Here is a 25,847-nt window from a genome sequence, read left to right on the forward strand (position 1 = left end):
TTATTCTCAACCTCATGGTTGAGAGTCTGGACGCCGTCTTCCACGCCTTGTCCAGCGAGCCGCGCCGGGACCTCCTCGGCGCGCTCGCCGGCGGGGAGCGCACCGTCGGCGACCTGGCGGTCCCGTTCGACATCTCGCTCGCCGCGGTCTCCAAGCACCTCAAGGTGCTCGAGGGCGCGGGGCTGGTCGAGCGGCGCGTCGAAGGTCGGACGACGATCTGCCGGCTCCGGCCTGAGCCGCTGGGCGACGTGCGCGAGTGGGTGACGTTCATCGAGCAGTTCTGGACCGGGCGGTTGGAGCGGCTGCAGCAACTGCTGGAGCAGGAGCCCGAGGCCGTATGACGTTGTTCGCCCACGTCGCCGGCGTCCCGGTCGAGGAGCTGCTGCCGTTCGTGGTCGTCAGCGGCGCCGGGCTGGTCTCAGCCGCGCGCGGCTGGCTCAGCGAGCGCACGCACCGTGCGCAGCTCTTCCTCCACGACGGCCATCTGCGCGACGATCGCGGTCTCGTCGGTCCCGTCCGGGAAGAAGAGCGTGAAGAGGTACTCGCTCCCGGCGCCGTTGGGCACGACGCGACTGAAGGCGCCGGTCCGCGGGTCCGCGAGCCGCAGGATGTCGGCCGTCCCTAGGACGCGGTCCACGCGCAGGTCGATGTGGAGTTCGCCGTTGACGATCCAGTGATCGCCGTCGGGCTCCACCGTGGTCGCGAAATTCGGCGCCCAGCGGGGGAGCGCGCGGGCGTCGCCGACGATGTCGAGGACGTCGTCCGGCGCCGCGTCGATCGAGATCTGGCGCGTTTCCGATCTATTCGTATGCACGTGCTTATCGTAAGCGTGTGCATACGATATGTCAACGCGTACGATCCCGTGGGTGCGCGAGGACCTGGGAGCGCTGTTCGCCCGCATCACCCGCCGGCTGATCGAGCTCGAGCGGCCGATCCTCGACGCCCACGGGCTGACGATGTGGGGCTACGTGGCCTTGAACCACGTCGCGCTGTCGCCTCCATCGACCCAGCTGGCGCTGGCGGCGGCGATCGGCCACGACAAGACGCGCCTGATCGGGGTTCTGGACGGGTTGGAGCGCGACGGCCTGATCACCCGCTCGGCCGACCCTTCGGATCGCCGCGCCAAGCTCGTCCGGATCACGTCGGTGGGTGTGGAGCGCCACACGGCGGTCGTCGCCGACATCCGGACGATGGAGGACGAGCTGCTCGCGTCGCTGCCGGCCGGCGAGCGCGAGGCGCTGCTCGCGGCGTTGCGCCGGCTCGCGGCTTGACCGTTTCTTGACTTTCCCCGGACATCCGCTTGACCTCGTGGCCCGATACAGCTGTCGTGCCGTGCTTCAGTCCTGATCCCGCCCGCCCCGACGACCTCGTGGCGTCGATCGTCGCGCTCACCGAGCGCACGACCAAACTGGCGCTCGACTCAGCTATGGAGGCTGCTCAGGCTGACGCCCTGGGCAAGCTGAGCGTCGTCGTCGAGCACGTCTGCCGCCTCGCCGTGGGGTGCGGCGTCGCGGCCGGCGAGATCGGCTGGCTCGTGACCGAGCTCGGCACCGCGGGCGCCGATGAGGGGCAGCTCGCACAGGCCGAACGGGCGATCGCCGCGCTCCAGAGCGCGGTGATCTCGGTGGCCTGCGCCGTTCAGGAGTTCTCAGCCCTAGGTGGACCGGTCGAGCTCAGCTCCTCCGCCGATGCGTTGCGCCGCTCGGCGATGCAGCTCGACGACCGCCTGCTGGAGCTCCACCCCGCGGCCTAGGAGTCGGCCTAGCGGAGGTAGGCCGTATCCCCGCCGAGTGATTCGGCGGCCGTCAGCGCGTCCAGCCTTCCCGTCAGGTAGGCGCGCAACCATCCGAACGCTTCGGCTCCGAGGGGGAGCCGGAGCGGCGGATGCTCGGCCTCTACCGCGGCGATGATCCCCAACGCGCCGCGGTAGGGGTCGTTCGGCTGCGTGCCGTGGGCGGCGGTGAATGCCGCTGTCGCAGGCGCCAGCATCGGCGCGTAGGCGGGCATCGGCTTCGCGACCTTCAGCGATCGCCCGCTGAAGTCCGTCCGGAACGGGCCCGGCTCGACGATCGTGACCTTGATGCCGAGCGGCCGCAGCTCCGCCGCCAGCGCTTCCGACCAAGCCTCCAGGGCGGCCTTGGGCGCCGTGTAGCCGGTGCCACCAGGGCCGGACGTGACGCCCACGACGCTCGACATCTGCACGATGTGGCCGGCGCGTTGTTCGCGCATGATCGGCAGCACCGCGCGGGTCACCGCCATGGCGCCGAAGAGGTTCGTGTCGAATGCGTCGCGGAGCTCTTGGTCCGTGCACTCCTCGAAGGCGCCGAGCAGGCCGTAGCCGGCGTTGTTGACGAGGACGTCGATGCGCCCGTGGGTGTCGTGGGTGTGTTTGACCGCTTCCGCGATCGACGCTTCGTCGGTGACGTCGAGGCGGACGCCGTCTCCGTCGCTGCCGCTGACGCTGCGGCTGCGGCTGCGGCTGCGGCTGTCGCTGCCGCTGTCGCTGCCGCTGTCGCTGCCGCTGTCGCTTTCGCTGCCGTTGCCGTTGCCGTTGCCGTTGCCGCTGCCGCTGCCGCTGCCGCTGCCGCTGCGCCTGCCGTTGCCGCTGCCGCTGCCGCTGCCGCTGCGCCTGCCGTTGCCGCTGCGCGTCGTCGCCACCGCGATGTCCCCGTGCTCGTCTACCGCCCGCGCGAGCGCCGCGCCGAGCCCGGAGCTCGTTCCTGTGATCAGCCAGACCCTATTCATACAGTCAGTGTAAACTTTCGCTCGATGAACTCAGGACTGCGCGAGCGCAAGAAGGCGGAGACGCGCCAGGCAATCTCCGATGTCGCGACCCGCCTGTTCGAGGCGCGTGGCTTCGAGACCGTCACCGTGGCGGAGATCGCGGCGGCCGCCAACGTGTCGGCCAAGACCGTCTTCAACTACTTCCCGGCGAAGGAGGACCTGTTCTTCGACGCCGAGGACGCGGTCCGCGACGCGCTCGTCGCAGCGGTGCCCGACGTCCGCCCACTGCTGCTCGACGGGCCGGTCCTGGGCGCGCTGGAGTGCCGCTGGGAGGACTTCCACGGCGAACTGTACGAACGTATGCGGGTGTGGACGGCCACCGAGCACGCCTCCCCCGCCCTGCGCGCCCGCCGGCTCGTCATCACGAACTCGTGGGTGGCGCCGCTGTCCGTGGCGATCCACCCCGCCTGGGCCTCGATGCTCGTCGGCCTCATCAACCTCCGCAACGACACCTTCGCCCGCGCCCTCCTCGCGGGCCACGACGCCAAGAAGATCTCCGCCCACCTCCGCGCCACGGTCGGCCCGGGCCTGGACACGCTCTGGCACTCCCCCCGCTTTAGATAAACAACTCTGACCCCTTACCTGGCCTTTAGGTAAAGGGCCCGGGCCTGCTTTAGGAAAGGTGGGTGGCGAGGGACGTGTGGCCCGCGTGGGACGCCCAGCCGGCGGCGTCGGCGTTGAACTCGCGGTCGCGGATGGTGCGGTCGGCGCCCGCGGCGAGGAGGAGGTCGACGATGGCGCGGTCGCCGCGGAAGGCCGCCTCATGGAGAGCGGTGGCGCGGCCGGGCATCGCGTTGACGTCGGCGCCGCGTTCGAGGAGGAGGGCGACCGCATCGGCTTTGGAGGACGCCGCCGCGCGGGCGATCAGGCCGGGCGGCGGCGGGGCGGTGACGGAGACGTCGGCGGCCATGTAGGCGGCCTCGACCCGCTCGGCCTCGGTCAGCTCGGGCTCGGTGGCGCCCGCGGCACGCAGGGCGCGAACGACGTCGGTGTGGCCGTGGGCGAGCGCGAGCTCGAGGGCACCGCGGCCTTCGAGGATCGGGTGGGCCGTGCCGCGACCGTCGGGGTCGACGCCCGCGCGAGTGAGCAGCTCGACCCTGTGCGCGAACCCCTCGACCGCCGCCCACATCAGGCAGTCCTCGGCGTTCTCACGCGGGGTCGGGTGATTGCCGGCGAGGCGCGCATGCCACACGCCGCCATCCCCGCCGCCGAAGCCGAACTCCAGCAGCAGTTCGAGCCAGCCATCGTCGGCGTGCCAGTGCAGGTTGTAGACCGCCTGGGCGTCGTTCGGGTCCGCGCCCGCCTCGAGCAGCAGGCGGGCAAGCGCGAGCGAGTCGCGATGCGGCGGCGGGTCCCCCTCTCCCGACCCGAACGCGCCGGTGAGCGCGGTGAACGGCGGTGACAAGCCTTCCCAGAGGTAACCGGCGTTCGGGTCGGCGCCCGCTTCGAGCAGCAGCCGCGCGACGGCGAGTGCGTCACCGCCCGGCACACGCGAGTACAGGACGTAGAGCAGCGGCTCCCACCGATGAGGGCCGCCGAGGGCGTTGACCGCGGGCGGAGCGGCGGCGTCGCCCGGCGCGCTCGGCGCGGCGTCGCCCGGCGCGCTCGCCGCGGCGTCGCCCGGCGCGCTCGGCGCGGCGTCGCCCGGCGCGCTCGGCGCGGCGTCGCCCGGCGCGCTCGGCGCGGCGTCGCTCGGCGCGGGCGGAGCGGCGGCATCGCCCGGCGCGGGCGGAGCGGCGGCATCGCCCGGCGCGGGCGGAGCGGCGTCGCCCGGCGCGGGCGGAGCAGCGGCGTCGCCCGGCGCGGGCGATGCGGCGTCGACGGGGGCGGGCGGTGCGGGGTCACGCCGGGAGGCCGCGGCCAGGAATGAGCGCACGGCGTCGGCGTCGCCCGCTCCCGCGGCGGCGTGCAGCGACGACCGGGCGATCTCGGGCGCCGCGGCCAGCATGCGGGTGGCCGCCTCCCACCGTGCCGGATCGTCGCCCGAGTAGGTCAGGCACGCGAGGCGGAGGAACTCGTCCGCCGGGTCCGCGCACTCACCCACCGCGTGCGGCGAGCGGTTGAACCGCGCGACCACGTCGAGGTACGCAACCAGCGCGACCCACCCCTCGAAGCCGACGGCGCGCGCGACGACCAGCCGGGCGTCCTCCACCCCGAGCGAGGCCGGCGGGGACGGGTGGTACGCGCGCACCCACTCGCCCGCCTCCTCCCCGCCCGCGAGCAGCCGCTGGACGTAGCCGTCCATGCCCTCGAGCGTCGGGTTGTGCGGGAGGCGTGGCACCGGGCTTGACTCTCCAGTTGGTGGAGACTGCACGATGATCGCATGACCGCCCTGCTGAGCATCGGAGAGCTCGCGAGCCGCACCGGGTTGCCCGTGCGGACGATTCGCTTCTACTCCGACGAGGGTGTCGTGCCGCCGGCCGACCGCACCGACGCGGGTTACCGGCTGTACGGCCCGGACGCCCTCGCGCGGCTCGGGCTCGTGCGCACCCTGCGCGACCTCGGCCTCGACCTCGCGACGATCCGCCGCGTGCTCGAGCGTGAGGTGGACCTCAAAGACGTCGCCGCCGCCCACGCGGCGGCGCTGGAGGCGCAGATCCGCGTCCTCAAGGTCCAAAAGGCCGTGCTGCAGGCGGTCGCCCGACGTGGCAGCGACCCCAAGGAGATGCAGAAGATGCACCGACTCGCCCAACTGTCCGACGACGAGCGCAAGCGCGTCGTCGCCGACTTCCTCGACCACATCTTCGACGGCCTCGACATCGACCCCGGCTTCGAGCAACGGATGCGCAGCGCGGCCCCCGAGCTGCCCGACGACCCGACGCCTGAGCAGGTGGACGCGTGGATCGAGCTCGCCGAGCTGGTCCAGGACGGCGACTTCCGGGACACGATCCGGCGCATGTCCGAGCAGCAGTCGGCATCGCGTCAGGCGGGTGAGGAGCTGCCGGACATGCGTGCGGCGGCGGCCGCGGTGAGCGAGAAGGCGGACCCGTCGCTCGACCCCGAAAGCCCACAGGCGCAAGCGATCGTCGCGGAGATCCTGCCGGCGTTCGGCGAGGCCGACCGACACGCGCTCGCGGACCGGATCGCCGTCGGCACCGACGCGCGTGCCGAGCGCTACTGGCAGCTGCTGGCGATCATCAACGGCTGGCCCCCGGTGCCGACGACCGTTCCGAAGTGGGAGTGGTTCGTCGCCGCGCTCCTAGCGGACTGACGGCAGCTTCTGCTGGTCCGGGGCGTTGCGTTGATCGACCGGGCCGGCGGCCTGCTGGTTCCACTTGTCGACGGCGGCGCCGAAGGTGCCGGAGGGCTTGTCGCTGACCTTCGGCGCCTTCGGCACCAGGACGAAGTTCTCGTCCACGGTGAAGCCCCAGGCGCAGCTCGAATAGATCACGCCCTCGTCGCTGCCGCCCTTGCCCACGACCGCGGTCTCGAAGGACCAGTCGGTGCTCGGCACCGCCGCGCTCGGGCGGTCGGTGTAGCTCGCGAAGCCCGACGGGTTCTCGGGGTTCCACTCGGTGGCGTTCGGGCCTGGCTGGGCGTCTGTCGTGTACCCGGCGTAGCCGCTCTGGCCGCCGGTCGAGCGGTCGACCGCGGTGTGGTCGCCCGTCTGGCGCGCCTTGCTCTCCTTCTGCCAGTCCGCGTCGTCGTTGGTCCCCGTGTGGACGAGCCGGACGGTCTGGATGTAGGCGATCGCGGTGGCGCGCACGATGTCGGCGTCCGGCGCGAAGGAGAACGACATCTCGAGCGAATACGGGTTGCCGCTCACCGGCTGCCCGGCGAGGACGTTGAGCTTGCCGAACACCGACCCGGGCGCCTTGCCGAGCTTGGCCATGATCGGGTCGTGGACGCGCCCGGCGAAGCTCGGGATCTGCCGCATCGCGCCCGCGTCGAGCTGGCGCAGCTGGTTCTTGTTGAGCGTGGCGAGCATCCGCTGGATGTCCTCCTCGTTCAAGCCGTTCAGCCACTCCGCCGCATCGCCCCAGCTGCCCTTGGCCTTGGCGGCGTTGAAGCCGGCGATCTTCCGCGCTCGCTCGTCGACTTCCCGAGCCAGCGCGGCGGCGCGGGCGATCGTCGTGTTGCTGTGCCCGGCGACGAGCTTCGCGCGGGAGAGCGCGGCGCCGCCGCCGCGCATCCGGCCGGCGCGACTCAAGGCGCGCAGCGGCGCCGGAGCCAGTGGCATCGCCGCCGGTGAAGCCGGCGTCGCGACCATGGGCTCCGCGGGCGTCAGGCTCGCTCGCTCGTCCACGCGCGGAACCCTCTCAGATGGGGATAGAGGATGTGTGAGGGCGGGCTGAGAGGCGTCGCGGGGCGATGACGGGCGGGAGAGCGAGGCGCGCGGGCGGAGCGGCGCGAGCGAGGCGCGCCTACTCGGGCGCGTCGAGTGGGCGGCCGAGGAAGGCCTCGATCGCCACCCACGCGGCCTGGTGGGCGAGCGGGCCGAGGCGCAGCGTCGCGCCGCCCTCCTCGTCGTCGCGGACCGTCGCGTAGACGTTGACGCGCTCGAGGCGCGCCTTCTGCTGGGCGGCGCGGGCGGCGCCGCTCTCGCCGTGGTAGCGGGCGTCGATGCCGAAGCGGCCGCCCTCGACCGGCCAGATCGAGAGCTGATCGGGTGCGAACGTCGGCCCGGTCTCGGCGGGGAGCGCCATGTAGGGCACGAGGTCGGCGCGGGCGGCGCGCTCTGGGACGTTGCGGCGCGAGGACCAGGAGCGGTCGTCGGGCTGCGTGTCATCGCGCGGCTCGCGCGTGGGCACGAGATCGGTGGTCGGAGGCTTCTCGCGCTTGCGCCGCGGCATCTATTCCATGATGCCGCGCAGCCGCGCGACGGCCATCGCCAATCTGTCGAGCGGCTCGGCCGCGAACGTGAGCCGCAGGAACGGGCGCGGCGGCTCGCCCGCGAAGAACGGGCGACCGGGCGAGACGACGACCCCGGCGGCGAGCGCGCGCTGTGCGAGATCGCGGTCGTCGCCCTCGATCTCCAGCCACAGGTTCATCCCGCCCTCCGGCAGGCGGACCGAACCGCCCCAGGCCGCGGCGAGGGCGTCACGGCGCTCGCGCAGCACCCGCCGCAACCGGCGCAGGTGCGCGCGCCACGCCGGCGTGCCGACGAGTTCGAGCGCCGCCTCCTGCAGCGGCCCGGCGACGTAGAGGTCCTCGACGATCCGCGCCGCGCGCAGGCGGGCGAGCGCCGGGCCGCGGGCGATGACCGCCCCGATCCGCAGGCCGGGCGCCGACGGCTTGGTGAGCGAGCGGACGTTGACGACATGGCCGTCCGGGTCCTCGCCGAACAGCGGCGGCGGCGCGGGGCCGAAGCTGAGGTCCCGGAACGCGTCGTCCTCGATCAGGAACGCGTTCGCCGCACGCACCGCGTCGAGGACGGCCCCGCGGCGCTCGGGCGCGAGCGACGCCCCGTGCGGGTTGGCGTGGATCGGCTGGAGGTAGACGAGCCGGGCGCCCGAGCGCTCGAGCGCATCGGCGAGCAGGTCGGGCCGCACACCGCGCGCGTCCGTGGGCACCGGGACCGGGACGAGCCCCTGCGCCCGCGCGGCGGTGAGCGCGCCGAGGTAGGTCGGCGCCTCGACGACCACCGGCGCGCCCGGCGCCGCGAGCCCGCGCAGGCACGCCGCCAGACCCGCCTGCCCGCCCGGGCAGATCAGCACGTCGCCCGGCGCTGCGCCGACCTCCGCCGCGAAGTACGCCCGCAGCCCGCCGATGCCCTCGAGCGGGACGCGATCCCACGCGCCCGGCCGCCGCGCCGCCCGCGCCAGCGCCGCGCCGAGCGCCGCGGTCGGCTGCAGGTCGGCGGGCAGGTAGCCGGACGACAGCACGAACGCGTCCGGCGCCGGGGGCCGCAGCAGGGTCTCGAGCGCGTCGGCGTCGATCGCCCGCGCGCCCAGCGCGACCGTCTGCCAGGAGGGATCGGCCGCCGCCGGCACCGCCCGCGCGGCCACGAACGTCCCCCGCCCGGGCCGCGCCTCGACGAGCCCGCGGGCCGCGAGCGTCGAGATCGCCTGCTGGACCGTCGCCGGCCCCGCCCGGTGGCGGGCCATGAGCTCGCGCACCGACGGCAGCCGGTCGCCCGGAGCCCCGGCCTCCACCAGCGCCTCGAGCGCGGTGACGATCGCTGCCGTGTTACTGTTCGACATGGAAGACGCCAGTAACGCTACCGCCGGGAACCGGGTAACGCAAGCCGCTGCCGACGAGGCCGCGGCGACGCGCGGCGACGGCGTGGCGGGCGGCGACGAGGCGCGCCGGGCGGGACGCGGCGACGGCGCGGCGGGCGGCGACGAGGCACGCCGGGCGGGACGCGGCGACAGCGCGGCGGGCGGCGACGACGCACGCCGGGCGGGACGCGGCGACAGCGCGGCGGGCGGCGACGACGCACGCCGGGCGGGACGCGGCGACGGCGTCGCGGGCGGCGACGAGGCTCGCGCAGTGCCGCGCCGCGAGGCGGCGGGGCGTGACGCCGAGGTCGGGGCCGGCGCGGCCGCGCATGGCGTGTGGCGGCGGGCCGTCGTGTGGGGGTTCCTGGGGGTGCTCGGGTTCTCGTTCTCGCTGCCGGCGACGCGCCTCGCGGTCGAGGACCTCGATCCCACGTTCGTCGGGCTCGGGCGGGCGCTGGTGGCGGCGGTGCTGGCGGGGGCGTTGCTCGCGATCAGACGGGAACCGCTGCCGCAGCGCAGCGATCTGAAGCGGTTCGCGCTCGTCGGCGTGGGTGTCGTCGTCGGATTCCCGATCTTCACCTCGCTGGCGCTGCATCATCTGACCTCGGCGCACGGGAGCGTGATCACCGGGCTGTTGCCCGCCGCGACGGCGGCGATGGCCGTCGCGAGGGCGGGCGAACGGCCGCCGACGACGTTCTGGTTCGCGGCCACCGCCGGGCTCGTCGCGGTGCTCGCGTTCGCCGCGACGCAGGGGGTGAACGGGATCGAGACGGCGGACGTCCTCGTGCTGATCGCGGTCGCGTTCGCCGCGCTCGGGTATGCGGAGGGCGGCGCGCTGAGCCGGACGTACGGCGGGTGGCAGGTGATCTGCTGGGCACTGGTCTTCACCGCACCGTTTCTCATCGGACCGGTAACGGTTGCGGCGGCGACCCACGGCGTTCACGCGGGTGCGCACGCGTGGCTCGGCTTTGCCTACGTCTCGGTGATCTCGATGTTCCTCGGCTTCTTCGCCTGGTACCACGGGCTCGCGCTGGGCGGGGTGGCGAAGATCGGGCAGATCCAGCTCGCGCAGCCGGTGCTGACGCTCATCTGGGCGGCGTTGATCCTCGGCGAGACCGTCACGCCCGCGATGCTGATCGCGGCGCTCGTCGTGCTCGCCTGCGTCGTGGCCACGCAGCGCACGCGCGCGTCAGCGCACGACGAACGCGGGCGGCGCGGTGCCGAGAACGTCCACCGGGACGTCGAACAGGGGACTACGCTCCCAGGCCGCCCGGACCATGCCGAAGATGACGACGTCGTGCACGTGGTCCCCGTGCCGATGCCACGCGTTCAGCACCCCCTCGCGCCGGAACCCGATCCGCTCCAGCGCCCGCTGTGAGCGCCCGTTGCGCGTGTTCGCCCAGGCGGTGAGCCGCTCGACGCCGAGCTGCGAGAACGCCAGCGCGCAGATCATCGCCTTGGCCTCGAAGTTCGCGCCCGAGCCCCACCAGCGGTGCCCGAGCCAGGAGCCGACGGTGGCGCGCCGGTCGCGGCGGGCGACCTCGCTCAGCCCGGTGACGCCGATCGGCCCGTCGTCCGGGTCGACGATCAGGAAGTCGAGCAGGTCGCCCGCCTCGCGCCGCGCGGGCAGCGAGTTGATGTACGCCTCCGGCTGCGAGAGCGTCGTGTACGGCCCCCACGAGAAGAACCGCGTGACCGCGGGGTCGGCCGCGAGCTCGAACAGCCGCGGCACGTCGTCGGGCGTCGCGTAGCGGAGCGTCAACCGCGGCCCGCGAACGATGAGCGGGTCGGTCTCGTAGGGCCGCGGGGTCACGGTCCTCGATGCTATACACGGCCGATGCAGGCGCTGGTCTACGACGTGCACGGGAACCTCCCCGCGCTCGAGGCGGTCCTCAACGACGCCGAGGACGTCGATCGCTTCATCCTCGGCGGCGACTACGCGCTGTTCGGCGGATGGCCGCTGGAGACGATCGAGCGCCTGCGGGAGCTCCCGGCGCTGTGGATTCGCGGGAACGGCGAGCGGTGGACCGCCAACCCGTCCGACATCCCTGACAACCCGATCCTCCCGGGCGCGATCGCCGCCGCCCGCCAGGCGCTCGGCGACCAGCTCGTCGCCGACCTCGCCGGCCTGCCGTTCAGCGCCACCGACGGCGACACGCTGATCGTCCATGGCTCGCCGGTCTCGGACGTGCGCTCGTTCCTGCCGGAGCCGTCCCAGGACGAGCAGGAGCTCCTCGAAGGCGTCACGGCCAAGCGCCTGATCTTCGGCCACACCCACCTCGCGTTCAGACGCCAGAACGGCATCGAGCTGATCAACCCGGGCTCCGTCGGCATGCCCTTCGACGGCGACACCCGCGCCGCGTACGCCCTCGTGCACGACGACGGCACCGTCGAGCACCGCCGCGTCGCCTACGACCACCAAGCCAGCGCCGCCAAGGTCAGAAACCTGCAAGAAGACTGGACCGAAACCATCGCCCGCCGCATCGAGCAAGCGCGCCCGTGAGCGACACGATCCTCATCAACTTCTTCTACGCGCAGCCGGTCGGCCACGCGATCGAGGCGCTGCACTACGCGAACGGTCATCACCAGGCCGACCCCACCCGCCGCATCTCGGTGGCGCTCAACAACGCCACGCCCACCGAGCTCGGGGACCTGTGCCCGTTCGTCGAGCACACCTACGCGATCGACCACCCGTTCCTCGAAAGCGGGACCAACGAACTCACGCTGCCCCGCGACTGGGACTGGGTCCTCGACGACCCCCGCCGGTACCAGGCGTTCCAGACCGACGCGTTCCCCGGCATGCGCGATTACTACGCCGCCAGCGACGCGCACCTCAAGCCGACGCAGGGCCGCTCGATCGCCGGCTTCGGCAAGCTCAGCTACCTCCCCCACCAACCGCTGCGCCTCGACGTGCAAGCCAAGGAGCTCGAGCAGCGCACGATCGCGATCATGCTCGCCGGCTCGAGCGACGCGAGCCTCTATCCGTCAGAAGACGCCTGGCGGACGATCCTCGACGCGCTGCACGAGGCCCACCCGGACGTCCGCCCCGCGCTGATCGGCCGCACCGCCCACGACGCGCGCACCCGCAGCGCGCTCGACCGCGGCGCGTTCACCGACCACCCCAGCAACCCGCTCGACGCCTACGACCTCCCGATCGAACATCAGCTGCAGATCGTCAAGGCGTCAGAGCTCTTCCTCAGCCCGCACACCGGCTTCGGCCTCGCCGCGCTGGCCACCGGCACGCCCTGGCTGACGATCTCCGGCGGCCGCTGGTTCGAGTACTACTTCAACCACGTCCCGTTCCGCTCGATCCTCCCGGACCCCGAGCGCTTCCCGTCGTTCACGCAGTTCAGCGACGCGGACGCCACGAAGAGCATGTGCGACGAGCGGATCGCGAGCGACCTCGACCGGATCGTCACCGCGGCGACGGAGCTCCTCGAGGGCAAGCTCACCTACGAGCAAGCCCTCGACGACTACTTCACCGAGCTCAAGACGATCACGAGCGACATCTGGTCGATCGACGGCGTGCACCTGAGGTACGTGTGACCGCCGCGCTCGGCTGGGGCGCGCTCGCGGCGTCGTCGCTGGTGATCGGCGCGCTGCTCGGGATCGCGCGCCACTGGCCGCACGTGCTGATCGGCCTGGTGCTCGCCTTCGGCGCGGGAGCCCTGATCAGCGCGGTGAGCTTCGACCTCTTCGCGGAGGGCGTGAAGGAGAGCGGCGCGGCGGTCGCGATCGGCCTCGCGGTCGGCGGGCTCACGTACTGGGGCGCCAGCCACGCCCTCCCCGACACGGGCGGCACCGCGCTCGCGCTGGGCGCGTTCCTGGACGGCATTCCCGAGCAGCTCGTGCTGGGCATCGGCCTCGCGGACGGCCAGGGCGTCGGTATCGGCCTGCTCGCCGCGATCTTCGTGTCCAACCTCCCGGAGTCGATCGGTTCGGCTGCGGACATGAAGGCCTCGAAGTCGCGGATCATCGGTCTGTGGGTCGCCGTGGCCCTCGTGTGCACCGCGGCGACCGTCCTCGGCTTCGCCATCGCCGACACCGCCTCAGACACGCTGCGCGGCGGAATCAACGGCTTCGCGGCGGGTGCGCTGCTCGTGATGCTCAGCGACTCGATGATCCCCGACGCACGCGAGAAGGGCGGCGCCGTCTCGGGTCTGGTGACGGTCCTGGGCTTTTCGGTAGCGGCGGCTCTGAGCTTCCTGACGTAGTCTGGCGCCGTGCGTCGGCTTCTCATCTTCACTCTCGCCGCGGCTGCGGCGCTCCCCGCGACCGCTCAGGCTCATCGGAGCCCCGCGGGCTGTACCAGCAACAGCATGCAGCTGACGCTCTCGTCGCCCACCACGGTCCGCCCCGGCCGAGTGGTGGACTTCACCGCGCAGGCCACGAACCTCTCCGCCACGGCGTGCGACGTGTCGCTGTCGTCGATGACCTTCACCCCGCCGACCGGCCTGCCGGTCCCGTTCGGCGCCGTCGAAGTCCCGGTCGCGGCGACCGTCAAGCAACTCGCCACCGGCCAGTGGACCGCGCCGGCGGCGACGGGCGACTACACCGCGAAGTTCGCCGTCGCCGGGACAGCGCACGACGGGCCCGACAGCCCGTTCAGCATCGAGAAGACCCGCGTCGTGAAGGTCGTGGACCCGAAGCTCGAGTTGACGATCACGCCCACGCCGGCGAGCGGCCCGGCGCCGCTGACGGTCACCTTCCACTACTTCATCAAGAACACCAGCACGCCGGCCGGCGACCTGACGACGCCGTCGATCAACCACCCGGAGTGCAAGACCCCGGTCTACGCGAGCGGCGACGCCAACGACGACAAGGCGATCGACACGGGCGAGACGTGGGAGTTCACCTGCACGACCACGTACCAGACCCGCGGCGCGTACTCCGCCAACGCGGTCGCCACCGCGACCAGCGCGCTCGACGGCGGCAACGTCAGTGGCGTCGGCCCGACGACGACCGTCACGGCCGAGAAGCCCGCCTCGACGGCGCACCTGACGCTGACCCGCTCCGACACCCCCGCGACCGGCTTCGCGCCGCTGAGCGTCGCCCGCAGCTACACCGTCGTCAACGACGGGCCGTCGACCCCGATCGCCGACGTCCAGGTCCAGGACGGGGCGTGCAGCCCGGTCGTCACGAGCGCCGCGAACACACCTCTGGCCGCGAACGAGAGCCGCGTGTTCACCTGCTCGGCGGTGTTCGGGAACATCGGCACCTTCACCAGCACGGCGGTCGCGAGCGGCGTCGACACGATCACCGGCGACCCGGTGGCGAGCGCCCAGGTGCCGGCGAGCGTGACGGTCGCGCTCCCGCCCGAGACGGTCCCCGCGACCCGCGACGACGAGACCCCGTCGACCAACGTCAAGTTCAGCTACACCGGCCGCTTCAGCCCCGCCCGCTCCTGCAAGGGCACGGTCACGCTGACGCTCAAGGCGGGCACCAAGAAGCTCGCCACCAAGCGCGTCAAGCTCGACTCGAAGTGCCGCTACAAGGTCAGCTTCACGATCGCCCGCACCCGCCTGGGCACCGCGACCAAGGTCACCGTCACGGCGAAGGCGGGCAAGCGCAGCGGCTCCCGCACCTTCGCCGTGCCGAAGTCTTAGGAATCGCCCGCGTCGTAGGCCTCGCGGTCGATCGTCTGCTGGATCTCGTCGTCGCTCGGGGACTCATCGTGCTCCTCCGCCAAGTGGTCCTTGAGGCGCGTGAGGAGCTCCTCGTCGTCGGCCGCGGTGATCGGCTCGCCGCAGGTGTCGCATTCGATCGTGCGCATGGCTCAGGTCTCCCCTAGATGTCGTCGCGCAGAAACTCGCGTTCGATGCCGTCGATCTTCGCCAGCCGCCGCTTGTGGCGGTCCTCGCCGGTGAACTCCGCCCCCAGGAAGACGCGGATGATGTCGGCGGCGAGCGCCGGCCCGATCACCCGCCCGCCCAGGCAGAGGATGTTGCAGGCGTCGTGCTCGACGGACTGGTGCGCGGTGTAGGTGTCGTGGGCGACGACGGCGCGGATGCCGGGGAACTTGGACGCCGCCACCGCCACGCCGGCGCCCGAGCCGCACACCAGCACCGCGCGATCGGCGTCGCGCCGCACCGCCTCCGCGGCAAGCCGCGCGGTGTCCGGGTAGTCGACCGGGTCCGTCGACCAGGTCCCTAAGTCGACGACCTCATGGCCCTCGCCGGCGACGGTCTCGACGACCACCGCCTTCAGCGGGAACCCGGCATGGTCGAACGCGCACGCGATCCTCACGAGCCCTCCCCGGAAATGGCGCCCTGCAGGTTCTGTCCCGTGTCCTCGGCGTATTCCTGCGCGGCGATCAGCGCCGCGCCGAGGACGCCCGCCCGCGGCCCGTGGCGCGCGATGCGGATCGTGGTGTTCAGACCCAGCCCGGGCACGACGTGCCGGAAGGCGGCATCCCGCGCGGGCTCCAGGAGCAACTCTCCGGCGCGCGACACGCCGCCGCCGATCACGACCTCCAACGGATCGAACGTGTTGATCGCGTTGGCGATGCCGATCCCCAGCCGCTCGCCGAGCACCCGCAGGCACCACAGCGACGGCTCGTCGCCCGCCTCGGCGCCCGCGACGACGTCGTGGCCGTCGATCGAGCCCTTGGAGGCGAGCATCTTGCCGATGTAGGAGTCGCGGTACTGCACCGCGGCGTAATCCGCCAGGCGGTCCAGCGCGCGGCCGGAGGCCAACGTCTCCAGCGACCCCCGTTGCGGGAACGGGTCGCCCGGCACGTTGTTGCCGAACCCGAGGTCGCGGCCGATGATCGTGTGCCCGACCTCGGCGGCCGACGTCGTGGCGCCGCGGTACAGGCGCCCGTTGAGGACCCATCCGCCGCCCACGCCGGTGCCGATCGTGAACATGACCAGCGACGGGACCGTCATCCGGCCGTCCTCGAACGCCTCCGCCAGAGCGGCGCAGCCGGCGTCGTTCTCGACATAGACCGGCACGCCGAGCCGCTCGGTCAGCAACTGGCGCAGCGGGATGTCGTGGAGCGGGATGTTGACCGAGGCGAGGATCTTGCCCGTCGCGAACTCGACCACGGACGGCATGCCGATGCCGATGCCCTTGGTCTCGTCGGTGATCGAGCCCTCGACCGCCGCGGCCAACTGCTCGACGAGCGCGTCCTGCGACGCCTGGTTGGTGGAGACGACGCGCGAGTCCGAGAGCTCGCCGCCCTCGAGCACCGCGACCGCGATCTTGGTGCCTCCGACGTCGACACCGATGAACTGGTCACTCACGACAGACCCTCCGCGGCGGCCTCGTCAAGGATCAGCGTGAACTCGCCCGCCGTCGGCCGCACATGCGCGGCAGGAGAGGATGGGTCCCGGGGATCGCCGAAGGCGCGCTTGACCGCCTTGGCCTTGTCCTTGCCGGTCACGAGGAAGACGACGCGGCGCGCGCCGTTGATGGCCGGCAGCGTGAGCGAGATCCGCGGGACCTGCGGCTCCATCCCGGCGAGCTCGACGCCCGTCACGAGCCGCTGACGCTCCTCGACTTCCGGCTTGCCCGGGAACAGCGACGCGCAGTGCGAGTCCGGCCCGAGGCCGAGCAGCACGAGGTCCCAGCGCGGGGAGGCGCCGAGGTGCTCGCGCACGAGCGCCTCGTAGGCGGCGGCGCCGGCGTCCGGGCCGACCTCGCCTTCCATCCGCATCACGGACGGCCGCTGGTCGCGCATGATCCGGCCCAGGAGCGCGTCAGTGGCCATGCGGAAGTTCGACAACCCGCTCTCGGGCGGTACGCAGCGCTCGTCGCTGAACCAGACCGTGGACCCGTTCCAGTTCGCGTTCTTCGCGGCGGCCGTCTCATACGCCAGCTTCGGCGTCGAACCGCCGGTCAGGACGATGTGCGACCCGCGCTCCGCTGCCTCCACCAGCATCTCGGCGACCGTGGCCGCCGGGTTCTCCTCCACTCGGATGTCCATTCCTCAAATCACCATCGCCTCGGCAGATTGCAGCGCGGGACGATAGGTGGGATCGCGCAGCAGCGCTTGGCGGACCCCCTCGCCGAGGATTCCGCCCTCGCCGCGGGAAGCTCCCATGACCGTCCACGTGCGCTCGGTGCCGTCGCGGTCGCGGCGCATCGCCCGCAGCCCGCCGGGCGAGCGATCCAGCGCCATGGCGGCGCCCGAGGCGAGCTCGATCGTCACGCCGGCGAGCCCCGGCGCGCTCATCTCGACCGGCTCGAGGTGCAGCTTGATGTCCTGCCGGCGCGTGTGCGCGGTCCCACTCCAGTGCCCGCGGGCCTCCGCCAGCGCGCCCGGCTGCCAGCCGAGGCGGGAGGCCAGCCAGCCGCAGAACAGCAGCCCGGACGCGAGCGAGTCCTCGCGGTGGCGCACGGTCACGCCGCTGATCCGGGCGAGGTCCGGCCGCCGGCGCGGCGAGTCGAACGCCGCCGCGATCCGCTCACGCCACGGGGTCGAGCGCAGCCACGCGAGGTCGACCACGTACATGTCCTTCGAGAGCGAGTCCGCGCGGGTGAGGGCGGACTCGACGTCAGGCGCGTCCTGAGAGTCGATCAGCACGATCTGCGCCAGCCGCCGCAGCGCGTCGACCGCATCCATGTGCCGGTGCGGCGACCAGACCATCGTCGTCAGATCGCTCACGACGAGCGGGTCGACGATCGTGTCGAGCTTCGCGAGATGGCGGTCGCCGACCTGCAGCTCCACCCGCTCGCGGCCGACCGAGATCGCGCCTGAGCGGGCGTCGTCGTCGGTGCCGATCCGGACGACCGCCGACAGCCGCTTCCGGCCGGGCTCGACCGCGACCAGGATCAGCCGCGACGGGTGGAAGCGCCCGACCCGCTGGAGCCGGTTCTCGACCTCGCCGCGGAAGTCCTTGTCGACGATCACGACCATGTTCATGACGCGCGCGGGCACGTAGGCGCGCTCCTGCTTGTGACGCTCGGCGAACAGCTTGCGCAGCGCGGCCTCGATCGCGCCCGGGGTGGTGTCGTCGTCGCGCCAGATGTCGTCCATCAGAGGCCTCGCCAGCGGTGCGGGGCGATCAGCTCGTCCGCCGCCTCAGGGCCGCCGGAGCCGGAGACGTACGTGTGCAGAGGCTCGGTGTCGGCGGCCCACGCCTTCAGGATCGGGTCGATGATCGACCACTGGGCGATCACCTCGTCCGACCGTGTGAAGAGCGTCGCCTCGCCGCGCATCGCGTCGAGGATCAGCCGCTCATAGGCCTCCGGCGACTGCGACATGAACGCCGAGCCGTAGAGGAACTCCATGTTCACCGGGCGGATGCGCATCGAGGAGCCGGGGATCTTCGCCCCCAGCGACAGCGACACGCCCTCGTTGGGCTGCATCGTCAGCACGAGCTGGTTCGGCTTGACGCCGACCGACCCGTGCGACTGGAACGCAAGGTGCGGGACCGGCTTGAGCTGGACCGCGATCTCGGTGACCTTGCGCGCGAGGTGCTTGCCCGTGCGCAGGAAGATCGGCACGCCCGCCCAGCGCCAGTTGTGGACCTCCAGGCGCAGGGCCGCGTAGGTCTCGGTGCGCGAATCCGCGGGGACGCCGTCCTCCTGCAGGTAGCCGACGACCTCCTCGCCGCCCTCGACGCCGGCGACGTACTGCGCGCGCACGGTGTCGCGCCGCACCTCCTCCGGCGTCGGCGGCGTGATCGCCTGCAGGACCTTGACCTTCTCGTCGCGGACCTTGTCGGCCTCGAAGGAGGCCGGCGGCTCCATGCAGACCAGCGTCAGCAGCTGGAGCATGTGGTTCTGGACGAGGTCGCGCAGCGCTCCCGACCGGTCGTAGTACCCCGCCCGCGAGCCGATCCCGATGTCCTCGGCCGCGGTGATCTGGATGTGCTCGATGTAGTTGCGGTTCCAGACCGGCTCGAACATGAAGTTCGCGAACCGGAACGCCATCACGTTCTGGACGGTCTCCTTGCCCAGGTAGTGGTCGATCCGGTAGACCTGCTGCTCGCGGAAGACGTGGTCCACGACCTCCTGTAGCTCCAGCGCGGTCTTCAGGTCGGTGCCGAACGGCTTCTCGATGATGCAGCGGACGTCGACGTCGGAGTCGTAGTTGAGGTCCGCCGACTTGAGCGCCTTGACGATGACCGGGAAGTACTCGGGCGCGGTCGAGAGGTAGTAGCCGCGGTTGAGCTTCCCGCCGCCGTCCTCGTCGAGGCGCTCGATCAGCTCGCGCAGCTGCGAGTAGGCGGGCTCGTCGTCGAACGAGAACCCGACGTAGTGCATGCGGCCGAGCAGGCCCTCGAGCACGGTCGCGTCCGGCTCGCGGCGCGAGTACTTCTCGATCGCCGCCTTGGCCATCGCGCGGAACTCGTCGCTCGGCATCTCGCGGCGGGCGACGCCGACCAGGTTGAAGCGCTCGGGGAGCGCGCCCTCGTGGGCGAGGTTGTAGAGCGCCGGGAGCAGCTTGCGGTGGGCGAGGTCGCCCGTGACGCCGAAGATCGTCAGCGTCGTCGCGGGGACCGGCAGGCGCTCGAGTCCCTCGATCAGCGGGTTCTCGCCGAGCGCCTGGGGATCGGGCTTGACGTCGACCGCCATCTCAGGTCTCCTCGACCTTCTTCACCGCGTGGCCGCCGAACTGGTTGCGCAGCGCGGCCAGCACGCGGGCGGCGTAGTCGCCCTCCTGGCGCGAGTAGAACCGGGCGTAGAGCGACGCCGCGAGCGCGGGCGTCGGCACCGCCATCTCGATGCCGTCGGCCATCATCCAGCGGCCCTCGCCGGAGTCGTCCACGTAGCCGCGCAGGCTCTTGAGGTCGTTGCCCTCCTGGTCGAACGCGCGCTCGGCGAGCTCGCACAGCCAGGAACGCACGACCGAGCCGCGGTTCCACAGCCCCGCGACCTCTTTGAGCTCGATCGGGAACTCCGACTGATGCATGAGATCGAAGCCCTCGGCGTACGCCTGCATCATCCCGTACTCGACGCCGTTGTGGACCATCTTCACGAAGTGCCCGGCGCCCGTGGGGCCGAAGTGGCGCCAGCCGTCCGGCGGCGCCAGCACGTCGAGGATCGGCGTCAGCTGGGCGATCGACTCGTCAGGCCCGCCCGCCATCATGCAGTAGCCGACCTCGAGGCCCCAGATGCCGCCTGAGGTGCCGACGTCGGCGTACTTGATGCCCTTGGGCGCGAGCTCCTCCGCCCGCCGCTGGTCGTCGTGCCAGTTGGAGTTGCCACCGTCGACGATCGTGTCGCCCTCGTCGAGCAGCTCGGCGAGCTTGTCGATCGTCGACTGGGTGATGTTGCCCGACGGCACCATCAGCCAGATCATCCGCGGCTTGTCGAGCTTGGAGACGAGCTCCTCGAGCGAGGAGGCACCCACCGCGCCGTGGCCCTCGGCCGTGCTGACGGCATCCGCGTTGGGGTCGAAGGCGATGACCTCATGGTCCGAGTCGCGCCTGATGCGATGGACCATGTTGCCGCCCATCTTGCCGAGGCCGACGAATCCGATCTGCATGTCTAGAGCTGCTCCTTGATCGCGTCGATGTCACCGACGCTGACGCGCACGGCGGGGAGGCCGTGGTTGCGCAGCGTCTGCAGATCGCCGTCCGCCTGGGCACGGATCAGCGTGGCAAACGTGTAGGGCTCGCCCGGGATCTCCAGGTCCTCCGTGGGCTCGTCGATGAGCTGCAGGAAGCGCCCGGTCTTCGGGCCGCCCTTGTGGAACTGCCCGGTCGAGTGCAAGAAGCGCGGGCCGTAGCCCCACGTGGTCGCCACGTGGTAGCGCTCGATGACCGCCTCCCGCAGCCGCGCGATCGCGGCCGCGGTCTCGACGGAGTACGGCAGGTAGCCCATGATCGCGAAGTAGTGCGGCGGCTCCAGGCCATCGCTCAGCTCGCTCACGCTGCCCGCCTCCAAACCCGGCGAACCCTCGTTGAGCACGCGGTTCGTGTTGTCCTTGGCCTCTTGGACGTTGGGCTGGTCGAACGGGTTGATCTCGAGCACCCAGCCCGCGACGGCGACCGCGAACTCCGAGAGGTAGAAGATCCGGCCGAGGTCGTTCGGGCCGAGCGCGCGGATCGTGATCACCGGGTGGCCGGCGTCCTTGAGCGCGGCGACCTTCGCGGCGTTGTCGGCGTCGCCGACCGCGATGTGCAGGAAGACGCGATCCTCGCCATAGGCCTCCGGAGCGAGCAGCGGCTCATCCGCGATCGGCAGGACGCCTGTGCCCTGCTTGCCGGTCGACTCCGCCCACAGCTGCTCGGCCCAGATGCCGTAGCTGGTCAGCGGCGCGTCGGCGACGAACGTGAGCTTGTCGCGGCCCTGGCGGGCGAGTTCGCCGATCGCGCAGCCGAGCCACAGGCCGGCGTTGCCGTGCTCGGAGCGGCACTCCTCGGCGGCGCCGATCGCGGAGTCCAGGATCGCCTGCAGGTTGATGCCGGCGGCCGCGGCCGGAACCAGGCCGAACGGCGACAGCGCGCTGTAGCGGCCGCCGATGTCCGGGTCGCCGTGAAAGACCTGGCGGAAGCCGTTCTCGCCGGCCATCGCCTCGAGGCCTGAGCCGGGGTCGGTGACCGCGGCGAAGTGCGAGCCGTCGTTCTGGCGCGCGTGGAACGCCTTGAACATCGACATCGGCTCGATCGTGCCACCCGACTTCGATGAGACGATCATGAGCGCGCGGTCGAGGTCGATCCGGTTGAGGACCTCGGTGACCTCCCGCGGGTGCGTCGAGTCGAGGACGTGCAGCGTCAACCCGTTGACGAGCTTGCCGAACGACTGCCGGAAGACCTCTGGCGCGAGGCTCGAGCCGCCCATGCCGAGCACGACAGCGTCGCGGAAGCCCTCCGCCTTCAGGCCTTCGGCGAACGCCTCGTAGTCCGCGACCTTCTCGCGTTCACGGTCGGCGATGTCCAGCCAGCCCAACCGGTTCGTTACCTCCGGCGTCCCCTCCGGCGCCCACAACGTACCGTCCTTGCGCCAGATTCGAGCGACGACGTCCTCGTCCGCCGCCCGCTGCAAACGGGTGGAGACCGCATCCGCATAGCGCTCGGGGACGTCGGCTTCGATCGTCGTGACGTCGCTCATGGTCGGTTCCTCCCTGCAGGGCGTTCAGATCGCCTTGGCACGCTAGCGAACGCGAGGGCTAAGGGTCGTCGCCGTCCCGGTCGATTAACGCGGGTATGACTGCCGTCCCCTCACCCGAGGATCAGCTGCTCGAGGTCCGCCGTGGGGCGGACAGATTGCTGAGCCTCCTCCTCGTCCTGCACTTCCCGGCCGCACTGGGCCTCGCTGCCGTACACGGCACGTGGCTCGCCGCGATCCTGGTGGGCGGTGGAGTATCGGGCGGCGCGTGGCTGCTCGCGCAGCGCGCGCCCGGGGCGTTCGGGACGCGGCTGTTCATCGCGTGCGGTCTGATGACCTACTCCGCGCTGTTCATCTCGCAGTCGCACGGGCTGATCGAGATGCACTTCCACATCTTCGGCGCGCTCGCGTTCCTGCTCGTCTACCGCGACTGGAAGACCGTCGTCGCGGCCGCCGGGTTCATCGCCATCCATCACCTCGGCTTCATGGTGCTGCAGGACGGCGGCGCGCCCGTGTGGATCATGAACCACGGCCACCTCTCGCTCGGCATGGTCCTGCTGCACGCCGTCTTCGTCGTCTTCGAGACCGTCGTCCTGGTGATCCTCGCCCGCTCGCTGGAGACCGAGACCCTCGCGACCGCGCAGCTGCGCGTCGACGACGCCGCCGAGCGCGCGCAGCTCTCCGCGTTGGCCGAGGCGCTCGAGCGCCGCGACCTCCGGAGCGTCGCCGGTGACGCGGGCGACGGCGCCACGGCGATCCTGCGGTCCGGCATCGGCCACGTCGCCACGCTCGTGCAGACGATCCAGACCGCAGCCGTCGACATCACCCAGACCTCGCAGGAGGTCAGCACCGCCTCCGCCGACTCCGAGCGCGCGTCGACCGAGATCGCCGACGCCGTCACCAGCGTCGCCTCGACGACCGAGCAGCAGTCGCGCCTCGTGCTCGACGCGGGCGACGCCGCGGGCGAGGTGTCCGCCGCCGTCGAGCGCGCACTGCACGCCGCCGAGGCCGCCTCCGACGCCGCCGGCGCCGCGCTGGCCGACGCCGAGCGCGGCATGGGCACCGCCGACGAGGCGCGCAACGCGATGAGCGCCGTCGAGGAGTCCGCCGCGGCCATCACCGAGGCCTCCGACGCGCTCGTGCAGCGCTCCTCCGAGATCGCCGCCTTCGTGGTCACGATCACGACGATCGCCGAGCAGACGAACCTGCTGGCGCTGAACGCCGCCATCGAGGCCGCGCGGGCGGGCGAGAGCGGCAAGGGCTTCGCCGTCGTCGCCGACGAGGTCCGCAAGCTCGCCGAGCAGTCCGCCGAGGCCGCCAACTCGACCAACGAGATCGTCACCGACATCAACCGCATGACCGAGCGCGTCGCGCGGCTGGCGGGCGAGGGCGCCTCGCGTACCGAGACCGGCGCCCGCACGGTCGACCTGTCGCGCGGTGAGTTCGAAGGGATCGCCGCGCGCGCCCGCGAGGTGGCCGAGCGCGTCGACGCGATCACGCACGCCTCGCGCGAGGCCGCGGCGCACGCGTCCGACTCGCGTGGGCGGATGACCGAGCTCGCCACGCTGGCCGAGTCCTCTTCGGCGACGACCCAGGAGGTCGCGGCGTCCACGCAGGAGACCGCCGCGACCGCGGGTCAGCTCGCGTTGTCCGCCAAGCGCCTCGACGCTGCGGCCGAGGCGCTCAACGGGCTCGTCGTTCAGTTCACGACCGCGTAGCGACCGCTTCCAGCACGGCGCGGGCGCGGGCGGCGACGTTCTCGCCCGTGAAGCCGAAGTGCTTGTAGAGGGCGCCGGCCGGGGCGCTGGCGCCGAAGGACTCCATCGCGACGACGTCGCCGTGGTCGCCCACCCAGCGGTGCCAGCCCAGCGCCGCGGCGGCCTCGACGGCGACGCGGGCCTTCACGCCGGGCAGGAGCACGCTGTCGCGGTACTCCTGGTCCTGCTCGACGAAGCGGTCCAGGCAGGGCGCTGAGACCAGGCGCACCTTGACGCCCTCCTCGGTGAGGAGCTTCTCGGCGTCGTGGGCGATGTGGACCTCCGTGCCGGAGGCGATCAGGATCAGCTCGGGCTCGCCCTCGCAGTCCTTCAGGACGTAGGCGCCGCGGTCGATCGCGTCGGCCGGCACGGCGCTCGGGTCCCACGTGGGGACGCCCTGGCGGGAGAGCGCGAGGGCCGTGGGCGTGTGCGTGGCCTTGAGCGCGAACTGCCAGGCGAGCGCGGTCTCGTTGAAGCCGGCCGGGCGGACGACGTTGATGTTCGGCGTCGCGCGCAGGGCCGCGAGCTGCTCGATCGGCTGGTGGGTCGGGCCGTCCTCGCCCACGCCGATCGAGTCGTGCGTGAAGACGAAGGTGCTCGGGATCCGCATGATCGCGGCCAGGCGCAGCGACGCCTTCATGTAGTCGCTGAAGATGAAGAAGCCGGCGCCGAAGGCCCGCAGCCCGTGCAGGTTGAGGCCGTTGACGATCGCCCCCATGCCGTGCTCGCGGATGCCGAAGTGGAAGTTGCGGCCGCCGTAGGAGCCGTTCTCCACGCTGCCGCCGCCGTTGATCAGCGTCAGGGTCGACGGGGCGAGGTCGGCCGAGCCGCCGACCAGCTCGGGGACCTGGCCGGCCGCCCACTGGATGACGTCCTGGGACGCCTTGCGGGTGGCGATCGCGCCCGCCTCCGGCCCCTTCTTCGGGACGTCGGCGTCCCAGTCGGCCGGGAGCTCGCGGCGCAGGATGCGCTCGAACTCGGCCGCCTCGGCGGGGAACTCGGCCTTGTAGCGGTCGAACTTCGCCTGCCAGGCCGCCTGGCGCTCCTTGCCGAGCTCGACCTGCTCGCGGAAGTGGGCGAGCGCCTCGTCGGCGACGTAGAAGGGCTCCAGGCTCGGGTAGCCGTAGACCTCCTTCGTCAGGCGGATCTCCTCCTCGCCGAGCGGGGAGCCGTGCGCGCCGTGCGTGTCCTGCTTGTTCGGCGAGCCGGGGGCGATGTGGGTGCGGACGATGATCAGGCTCGGGCGGTCGGTGACCTCGCGGGCGTTGTTGAGCGCCTGCTCGATCCGGTCCAGCCCGATGTCCTCGCCGAGGTTCTGGACGTGCCAGCCGTACGCCTCGTAGCGCGAGGCGACGTCCTCGGTGAACGAGAGCTCGGTGTTGCCCTCGATCGAGATGTGGTTGTCGTCCCAGAAGCTGATCAGCTTGCCGAGGCCGAGGTGGCCGGCGAGGCTGGAGGCCTCGGACGCGACGCCCTCCTGAAGGTCGCCGTCGGACGCGATCACGTACGTGTAGTGGTCGACGATCTCGTGGCCTTCGCGGTTGAAGCGCTCCGCGAACATGCGCTCGGCCAGCGCCATGCCGACCGCGGTCGAGATGCCCTGGCCGAGCGGCCCGGTGGTGGTCTCGATGCCGGCCGCGTGGCCGTACTCGGGGTGGCCGGCGGTCGGCGAGCCGAGCTGGCGGAAGTTCTTCAGGTCGTCGAGCGTGAGGCCGTACCCGGTCAGGTACAGCGTCGAGTACAGGAGCATCGACGCGTGCCCGCAGCTGAGCACGAACCGGTCGCGGTCAAACCAGTCGGGCTGGCTCGGCGAGTGGTCCATCACCCGCGTGTAGAGGACGTAGGCGAGCGGCGCGAGCGCCATCGGCGTGCCCGGATGACCGGAGTTCGCCTTCTGGACCGCGTCCATGGACAGAGCGCGGATCGTGTTGACGCAGAGCTCGTCGAGGGTGGTCCGATCTTCTGCGACGGACAACGAGGGCCTCCAGGGGTTCGCGGGTTCGAGGACGGGCGGTCCGAGACGCTAGCGCGAGTGCTCGCTCAGGTGCGCGGCGATCCGCGGCTACCCCCTAAGTGGGTGGCGTCTCAGGCGTAAGGGGTGTCCGGTGCCAGGTCGGCCTGAGTGCCCGATGTGGGGGTTCCG

The 25,847-nt window shown here is 71.9% G+C and carries 26 protein-coding genes and 1 pseudogene; 11 read left to right on the plus strand and 16 right to left on the minus strand.

Going from position 1 to position 25,847, the window contains the following annotated elements:
* Positions 1-14: 14 nt before the first annotated feature.
* On the plus strand, positions 15-341 hold the full coding sequence (locus G569_RS0104535) for an ArsR/SmtB family transcription factor (protein ID WP_084284200.1): 327 nt from the start codon (positions 15-17) through the stop codon (positions 339-341).
* Positions 342-418: 77 nt separating this feature from the next.
* Here the strand turns inward: G569_RS0104535 and G569_RS0104540 are convergent, their stop codons facing one another.
* A complete protein-coding gene (locus tag G569_RS0104540) occupies positions 419-814 on the minus strand; it encodes an SRPBCC family protein (protein ID WP_028062540.1) in 396 nt (131 codons plus the stop codon).
* A 52-nt stretch (positions 815-866) separates the two neighbouring features.
* Between G569_RS0104540 and G569_RS0104545 the strand changes: the two genes are divergently transcribed.
* Positions 867-1,271 carry a MarR family winged helix-turn-helix transcriptional regulator gene (locus G569_RS0104545; RefSeq protein ID WP_028062541.1) on the plus strand — a complete coding sequence of 135 codons (405 nt, stop codon included), beginning with the start codon at positions 867-869 and terminating at the stop codon, positions 1,269-1,271.
* Between the two features lie 56 nt (positions 1,272-1,327).
* Positions 1,328-1,753, plus strand: coding sequence for a methyl-accepting chemotaxis protein (locus G569_RS0104550; RefSeq protein WP_157591816.1), 426 nt, complete (start codon positions 1,328-1,330; stop codon positions 1,751-1,753).
* 8 nt (positions 1,754-1,761) lie between these two features.
* Here the strand turns inward: G569_RS0104550 and G569_RS45545 are convergent, their stop codons facing one another.
* Positions 1,762-2,745 carry an SDR family NAD(P)-dependent oxidoreductase gene (locus G569_RS45545; protein ID WP_028062543.1) on the minus strand — a complete coding sequence of 328 codons (984 nt, stop codon included), beginning with the start codon at positions 2,743-2,745 and terminating at the stop codon, positions 1,762-1,764.
* A 24-nt stretch (positions 2,746-2,769) separates the two neighbouring features.
* Between G569_RS45545 and G569_RS0104560 the strand changes: the two genes are divergently transcribed.
* On the plus strand, positions 2,770-3,348 hold the full coding sequence (locus tag G569_RS0104560; RefSeq protein WP_028062544.1) for a TetR/AcrR family transcriptional regulator: 579 nt from the start codon (positions 2,770-2,772) through the stop codon (positions 3,346-3,348).
* A 49-nt stretch (positions 3,349-3,397) separates the two neighbouring features.
* Here the strand turns inward: G569_RS0104560 and G569_RS65870 are convergent, their stop codons facing one another.
* Positions 3,398-5,065 carry an ankyrin repeat domain-containing protein gene (locus G569_RS65870; protein ID WP_053225858.1) on the minus strand — a complete coding sequence of 556 codons (1,668 nt, stop codon included), beginning with the start codon at positions 5,063-5,065 and terminating at the stop codon, positions 3,398-3,400.
* 42 nt (positions 5,066-5,107) lie between these two features.
* Between G569_RS65870 and G569_RS0104570 the strand changes: the two genes are divergently transcribed.
* On the plus strand, positions 5,108-5,995 hold the full coding sequence (locus tag G569_RS0104570) for a MerR family transcriptional regulator (RefSeq protein WP_037494744.1): 888 nt from the start codon (positions 5,108-5,110) through the stop codon (positions 5,993-5,995).
* Here G569_RS0104570 and G569_RS0104575 read toward each other — a convergent pair.
* From G569_RS0104575 to G569_RS0104585, 3 genes are all read right to left on the minus strand, one after another.
* Positions 5,984-7,030, minus strand: a complete 1,047-nt coding sequence (locus G569_RS0104575; RefSeq protein WP_028062546.1) for a hypothetical protein — start codon at positions 7,028-7,030, stop codon at positions 5,984-5,986. The two genes, G569_RS0104570 and G569_RS0104575, sit on opposite strands and share 12 nt — an antisense overlap.
* 118 nt (positions 7,031-7,148) lie before the next feature.
* The gene (locus tag G569_RS0104580; protein ID WP_028062547.1) at positions 7,149-7,577 is read right to left on the minus strand and encodes a hypothetical protein; all 429 of its coding nucleotides are present in this window, start codon (positions 7,575-7,577) and stop codon (positions 7,149-7,151) included.
* A complete protein-coding gene (locus G569_RS0104585) occupies positions 7,578-8,927 on the minus strand; it encodes an aminotransferase-like domain-containing protein (protein ID WP_028062548.1) in 1,350 nt (449 codons plus the stop codon). It abuts the gene before it with no gap.
* On the opposite strand from G569_RS0104585, the pseudogene G569_RS60820 reads away from it, so the two are divergent.
* A pseudogene (locus G569_RS60820) lies at positions 8,926-10,053 on the plus strand (DMT family transporter); the annotation flags it as partial. The gene G569_RS0104585 and the pseudogene G569_RS60820 overlap by 2 nt on opposite strands.
* 81 nt (positions 10,054-10,134) lie before the next feature.
* Here G569_RS60820 and G569_RS65150 read toward each other — a convergent pair.
* Entirely contained in the window at positions 10,135-10,758 is a 624-nt protein-coding gene (locus G569_RS65150; protein ID WP_084284206.1) for a GNAT family N-acetyltransferase, read from the minus strand.
* A 24-nt stretch (positions 10,759-10,782) separates the two neighbouring features.
* Between G569_RS65150 and G569_RS45565 the strand changes: the two genes are divergently transcribed.
* From G569_RS45565 to G569_RS0104615, 4 genes are all read left to right on the plus strand, one after another.
* Positions 10,783-11,448, plus strand: a complete 666-nt coding sequence (locus tag G569_RS45565) for a metallophosphoesterase family protein (protein ID WP_053225859.1) — start codon at positions 10,783-10,785, stop codon at positions 11,446-11,448.
* Positions 11,445-12,491 (plus strand): hypothetical protein, encoded by a 1,047-nt coding sequence (locus G569_RS0104605; protein ID WP_028062550.1) that lies wholly within the window; start codon positions 11,445-11,447, stop codon positions 12,489-12,491. Before G569_RS45565 ends, G569_RS0104605 begins: the two co-directional genes overlap by 4 nt.
* Complete coding sequence (locus tag G569_RS0104610; RefSeq protein WP_028062551.1) at positions 12,488-13,159, plus strand: ZIP family metal transporter; 672 nt, start codon at positions 12,488-12,490, stop codon at positions 13,157-13,159. The genes G569_RS0104605 and G569_RS0104610 overlap by 4 nt, the downstream gene beginning before the upstream one ends.
* Positions 13,160-13,264: 105 nt before the next feature.
* A complete protein-coding gene (locus G569_RS0104615) occupies positions 13,265-14,551 on the plus strand; it encodes a hypothetical protein (RefSeq protein ID WP_037494750.1) in 1,287 nt (428 codons plus the stop codon).
* On the opposite strand, the gene G569_RS62240 is transcribed toward G569_RS0104615, so the two are convergent.
* Genes G569_RS62240 through G569_RS45580 form a run of 8 tightly spaced genes read right to left on the minus strand, consistent with a single transcriptional unit; the run spans position 14,548 to position 21,950 of the window.
* The gene (locus tag G569_RS62240; protein WP_157591817.1) at positions 14,548-14,718 is read right to left on the minus strand and encodes a DUF1059 domain-containing protein; all 171 of its coding nucleotides are present in this window, start codon (positions 14,716-14,718) and stop codon (positions 14,548-14,550) included. The genes G569_RS0104615 and G569_RS62240 overlap by 4 nt on opposite strands.
* Before the next feature lie 14 nt (positions 14,719-14,732).
* Positions 14,733-15,191 (minus strand): RpiB/LacA/LacB family sugar-phosphate isomerase, encoded by a 459-nt coding sequence (locus G569_RS0104625; RefSeq protein ID WP_028062553.1) that lies wholly within the window; start codon positions 15,189-15,191, stop codon positions 14,733-14,735.
* Positions 15,188-16,189: an ROK family protein gene (locus tag G569_RS45570; protein WP_053225860.1), complete on the minus strand. Its 1,002-nt coding sequence runs from the start codon at positions 16,187-16,189 to the stop codon at positions 15,188-15,190. The genes G569_RS0104625 and G569_RS45570 overlap by 4 nt, the downstream gene beginning before the upstream one ends.
* A complete protein-coding gene (pgl, locus tag G569_RS45575) occupies positions 16,186-16,872 on the minus strand; it encodes a 6-phosphogluconolactonase (RefSeq protein ID WP_037494752.1) in 687 nt (228 codons plus the stop codon). The genes G569_RS45570 and pgl overlap by 4 nt, the downstream gene beginning before the upstream one ends.
* 3 nt (positions 16,873-16,875) lie before the next feature.
* Positions 16,876-17,925: a glucose-6-phosphate dehydrogenase assembly protein OpcA gene (locus G569_RS0104640; RefSeq protein WP_028062554.1), complete on the minus strand. Its 1,050-nt coding sequence runs from the start codon at positions 17,923-17,925 to the stop codon at positions 16,876-16,878.
* Complete coding sequence (zwf, locus tag G569_RS0104645) at positions 17,925-19,469, minus strand: glucose-6-phosphate dehydrogenase (protein ID WP_028062555.1); 1,545 nt, start codon at positions 19,467-19,469, stop codon at positions 17,925-17,927. Before zwf ends, G569_RS0104640 begins: the two co-directional genes overlap by 1 nt.
* 1 nt (position 19,470) lies before the next feature.
* Positions 19,471-20,382: a phosphogluconate dehydrogenase (NAD(+)-dependent, decarboxylating) gene (gene gnd, locus G569_RS0104650; protein WP_028062556.1), complete on the minus strand. Its 912-nt coding sequence runs from the start codon at positions 20,380-20,382 to the stop codon at positions 19,471-19,473.
* Positions 20,383-20,384: 2 nt separating this feature from the next.
* Entirely contained in the window at positions 20,385-21,950 is a 1,566-nt protein-coding gene (locus G569_RS45580) for a phosphoglucose isomerase-related protein (protein ID WP_053225861.1), read from the minus strand.
* 95 nt (positions 21,951-22,045) lie between these two features.
* Here G569_RS45580 and G569_RS65875 point away from each other — a divergent pair, with 95 nt between their 5' ends.
* The gene (locus tag G569_RS65875; protein WP_037494754.1) at positions 22,046-23,665 is read left to right on the plus strand and encodes a methyl-accepting chemotaxis protein; all 1,620 of its coding nucleotides are present in this window, start codon (positions 22,046-22,048) and stop codon (positions 23,663-23,665) included.
* Here the strand turns inward: G569_RS65875 and tkt are convergent.
* A complete protein-coding gene (tkt, locus tag G569_RS0104670; protein WP_028062558.1) occupies positions 23,652-25,679 on the minus strand; it encodes a transketolase in 2,028 nt (675 codons plus the stop codon). The genes G569_RS65875 and tkt overlap by 14 nt on opposite strands.
* Between the last annotated feature and the right edge of the window lie 168 nt (positions 25,680-25,847).

Origin of the sequence: Solirubrobacter soli DSM 22325 (assembly GCF_000423665.1) — a bacterium.
Lineage (GTDB): Bacteria > Actinomycetota > Thermoleophilia > Solirubrobacterales > Solirubrobacteraceae > Solirubrobacter > Solirubrobacter soli.